At 68.5% G+C, this 4,686-nt stretch carries 2 protein-coding genes and 1 pseudogene; all 3 read left to right on the top strand.

All coding sequences use genetic code 11. The features are described 5' to 3' along the window. Nucleotides 1-7 precede the first annotated feature (7 nt). Nucleotides 8-61, top strand: a pseudogene (locus ACGFR7_RS37385) (hypothetical protein); the annotation flags it as partial. Nucleotides 62-214: 153 nt separating this feature from the next. Next, complete coding sequence (locus ACGFR7_RS37380) at nt 215-4,000, top strand: SDR family NAD(P)-dependent oxidoreductase (RefSeq protein WP_393328521.1); 3,786 nt, start codon at nt 215-217, stop codon at nt 3,998-4,000. Nucleotides 4,001-4,003: 3 nt separating this feature from the next. Then, a partial coding sequence (locus ACGFR7_RS37375) for a beta-ketoacyl synthase N-terminal-like domain-containing protein (protein ID WP_393328518.1) occupies nt 4,004-4,686 on the top strand: 683 nt, incomplete at its 3' end.

Genomic DNA, 4,686 nt, shown 5'->3' with positions numbered 1-4,686 from the left:
CGAGCAGATCGCCCGCCTGCGCACCCACCTGGACACCCACCCCGAACTCGACCCCGCAGACATCGGATACACCCTCGCCGTCGGCCGGGCCCACTTCGAGCACCGCGCTGTGGCCATGGACGGGAACCTGACCACGCCAGTGGCCGAAGGAACAGCCCTCCCCCACCGTGAAGTCGCCTTCGTCTTCCCGGGACAAGGAGCGCAATGGGTGGGCATGGGGCAAGACCTCATGCAGTCCTCGCCCGCATTCGCCACGCTGATGGACGAATGCGAGCAGGCTCTCGCGCCGTTCGTGGACTGGTCACTCTCCGAAGTCCTTGGCAACGCCTCGATGCTCGAGCGGGTCGACGTCGTCCAGCCGGCATCGTGGGCCGTCATGGTCTCCCTGGCAGGACTGTGGCAGTCCATGGGCGTTACCCCCTCCGCGGTGGCCGGGCACTCCCAGGGAGAAATCGCCGCGGCCTGCGTGGCAGGCGCACTCTCACTGGACGAAGGCGCCCGCGTCGTCGCACTGCGCAGCCAGCTGATCCGGGACAAGCTGGCCGGCTCCGGCGCCATGGCATCCATATCACTGCCGCTGGACGAAGTCCGCGAGCACATCACCGGCCTCGAGGGGCTGTCGGTCGCCGCCGTCAACGGCCCCCGGTCAGTAGTCATCTCCGGCGACGTCCACGCCGTCGAAGACTTCGTGACCGCACGGACCACTGAAGGAACCCACGCCCGCAGGGTCGCAGTCGACTACGCCTCCCACTCCGCCCACGTGGACAGCATCGAACAAGAACTGACCACCTCACTCACAGGAATCCAACCCTCCTCCCCACGCATCCCCTTCTACTCAACGGTGACCGGGCAACGGATCGACACCGTCACCCTCGACGCCGGCTACTGGTTCCAAAACCTGCGGCAGACCGTCCGCTTCGAGGACATCACCCGACGCCTCATCGACGACGGACGCGACGTATTCATCGAAATCAGCGCACACCCCGTCCTGAGCATGGGCCTGCAGGACACCTTCGAGACCCACACACACTCCCCCGCCATCACCCTCGGTTCCCTACGACGCGACGACGGAGACATGGACCGCTTCCTCACCTCCCTGAGCGAAGCCCACGTCCACGGAGTCGACATCGACTGGCACGCCACCTTCACCGACCACGAACCCCAACGCATCCAACTCCCCACCTACCCCTTCCAACACGACCACTACTGGCTCGACAACGTGTCCGCCAGAGACGCTTCGACAGCCCATCCGCTGCTGACGGATGTCGTCCCACTGGCGCAGCCCGAAGGCGGGCTGGTGTTTTCCGGAACCTTGTCCGGAAGCGAGCATTCCTGGCTCAACGACCATGCCGTGCTGGGAACCGTGCTGCTGCCGGGAACCGCGTTCGTCGAGATGGCCCTCTTCGCGGCGGAGGAAGCAGGCTGCGACCGGATCGAAGAATTGGCGTTCGAGACGCCGCTGGTGCTGCCCGAGGACCCCGAGGGCAAGGATGTGCACATCCAGTTCGTGATCGGCGCGCCCGGCGACGACGCGCGCCGCGCGGTCAGCTTCCACTCCCGTCGCGCCGACGTCGAGCAAGGATGGACACGGCACGCGGTCGGCACGTTGTCGGCCGGCACGGAGAACGTCGCCGTCGACAACACCGCGTGGCCGCCTCCCGGCTCGGAGCCGGTCGACATTTCCGCCTTGTACGAACGACTGGCGGCCGACGACTTCCACTACGGTCCCGCGTTCCAGGGGCTCCGGTCGGTGTGGAGAGACGGCGAAGCCGTCCTGGCCGAGGTGGAACTCCCTGAGCAGTGCCTGGCGGAGGCGGACGCGTACCAGTCGCACCCGGCCCTGCTCGACGCGGCGGTCCAGGCGGCGGTGGCGGGCGGGCTGCTGAACACGGGCGCGGATGCCGGCGAGATCGTGCTCCCCTTCTCATGGAACGGCGTCTCGCTCCACGCGGCAGGCGCTACCTCGCTACGCGTGCATCTGACCGCACAGGGCGCCGGCGCCGTGGCGCTGGTGGCGAGGGACACGGCCGGGCGGCCCGTGCTGTCGGTGGATTCCCTGCTGGTACGGAAGGCGCCCGCCAAGCAACTCGACCTCCTGAGGTCCGCCGGCGAGCACTCGCTGTTCCATCTGGGGTGGACGAAGCCCGGCGCCCACGAGCTGATGCAGGACACCGGCCCATGGGTCGTCGTCGGCGACGCCGGACCGCAGTCCCGCTCGCTGGTGGACAGCGGGGTGGCAGACCGCTCCTACGAGACGTTCGAGGACTTGGCCGAGCACATCGGCGCCGGCCTTTCCGCACCTGGCGTCGTGGTCGTCCCTGTCCCTCTGCGGCATCCCGATGACACGGTGGCCGTGCGAGCCGCCGTACTGCACACGCTGGACATCCTGCAGACCTGGCTGTCCGACGAACGGTTCGCCGATGCCAGGCTGGTGCTCCTCACCGGCCGGACGTCAGCTCTCTCGGCCGCCGGCGTATGGGGGTTGGTGCGCTCTGCCCAGTCCGAGCACGGTGACCGGATTGTCGTGGTCGAGGCCGACGACACCGACGAGGACTACCAGCAGCTGCCCGCCGCGGTGACATCCCGCGAGCCGCAGGTGGCAGTGCGCCGGGGAGAGCTGTTCGTACCCAGGCTGGTCAGGACGAGCGGGGGCGGTCAGCGGACCGACAGGGCATGGAACCCGGACGGAACCGTGCTGATCACCGGTGGTACCGGTGTGCTGGGATCTGAGCTCGCACGCCACCTGGTGACGGAGTCCGGCGTCCGGCACCTGCTCCTCCTGAGCCGCGGCGGCCCGCGCGCGGCAGGCGCCGAAGAGCTGAAGGCGGAGCTGCAGGAGTTGGGTGCCGAGGCAACCATCGTGGCCTGCGACGTGGCGGACAGGGACGCATTGGCCGAGGTGCTGGCGGCGGTGCCCGCACCGCATCCGCTGACCGCTGTCGTCCACACCGCCGGTGTGCTTGATGACGCCGTGATCACGGACATGACTCCCGCACAGGTGTCGGCGGTGCTGGCGCCCAAGGTGGACGGGGCACTCAACCTGCACGAGCTCACTCGGGGGCTCGACCTGGCGGACTTCATCGTTTTCTCTTCCGCGTCAGCGGTGTTCGGCGGACCGGGCCAGGGCAACTACGCCGCCGCCAACGCGGTACTGGATGCTCTGGTACTGCGCCGGCGGGAGGAGGGGCTGCCCGGGCTCGCCCTGGCCTGGGGATTCTGGGCCCAGCGCACCGGCATGACCGCACACCTCGGCGACGCAGACGTGCGGCGGTTGGAACGTGCCGGCGTCACGGAGCTGTCCACCGCGGAAGGTCTGGCCCTGTTCGACCTCGCGCGAGCGTTGGACGACCCGGCGGTACTGCCGATGAAGCTGAACCTCTCGTCGCTCCGTGCCCAGGCGGGACACATCGGCATTCCTTCCGTACTCCACGGCCTGCTGCCGGTGCCCGCGCGCCGCACAGCGACCGAGACCGACAGCCGCTGGTCAGCCGCACGGTTGGCGGCACTTCCCGAATCCGAGCGGGCGCCGGCGCTGCTCGAACTCGTCAGGGCGGAGGTGGCTGCCGTCCTGGGCCATGACGAAGCGGCGGCGATCGATCCGGGACGGGCATTCATGGACCTGGGATTCGATTCACTGACCGCCGTGGAGCTGCGCAATCGTTTGATCACTGCGACCGGTCTGCGATTGCCGACCACTGTGGTCTTCGAATACGCAACGCCGTCGGCGCTCACCGAGTACCTACTCGCCGGGATTCTCGAGAGCCAGGACAGCCCCAGGAGGGACGGGCTGGACGAAGTCGAGGCCGAACTGCGGCGCACGCCCCCCGGTGACGCCCGGCACGAAGCCTTGGTCCGCCGCCTGAGAGAACTGGCCGCGGCCTGGCTGCCCGAACAACTCGACGACGCCGACGCCGACCTGGACGTGTCGACCATCGACGAGATGCTCGATCTCGCCGAGGACGAACTGGAAGGCCTCTCAGCAGGAGAGGACGCGAAATAGCCGATGGCTGACGACAAGAAGATCCTCGACACGCTCAAGCGGCTGACCACCGACCTCCGGCAGACCCGCCGTCGCCTCAAGGAGGTCGAGGACGCCCGACACGAGCCGGTGGCCATCGTGGGGATGGCGTGCCGCTTCCCCGGCGGTGTGCAGAACCCCCAAGATCTCTGGAAGCTGCTCATGTCGGGCGGGGACGCCGTGTCCGCGTTCCCCGACGACCGTGGGTGGGACCTGGACCAGTTGTTCGGTGCCGAGGACGTGGCAGGCACGTCGTATACGGCCGAGGGCGGATTCCTGGCCGGTGCGGGTGACTTCGACGCGGAAATGTTCGGAATTTCACCACGCGAGGCGCTGGCGATGGACCCGCAGCAGCGGTTGCTGCTGGAAGCGTCCTGGGAAGCCATCGAAGACGCGGGGATCGATCCCCTCGCACTGCGCGGAAGCAGCACCGGCGTGTACGCCGGAGTGATGTACCACGACTACGGCTCCGGGGTGGGCACGCTGCCCGAGGAGATCGAGGGGTACCTCGGCATCGGCACAGCGGGCAGCGTGGCCTCTGGCCGGGTGTCGTATGTGCTGGGGCTTGAGGGCCCCGCGGTGACGGTGGACACGGCGTGTTCGTCGTCGTTGGTGGCGCTGCACTGGGCGGCGCAGTCGCTGCGCTCCGGTGAATGCTCCCTGGCGCT

Origin of the sequence: Streptomyces sp. NPDC048516, from assembly GCF_043199875.1 — a bacterium.
In the GTDB taxonomy this organism is placed as follows: Bacteria; Actinomycetota; Actinomycetes; order Streptomycetales; family Streptomycetaceae; genus Streptomyces.
Note: the sequence above shows the minus strand (reverse complement) of the source record. Positions and strands in the feature narration are given on the sequence as shown.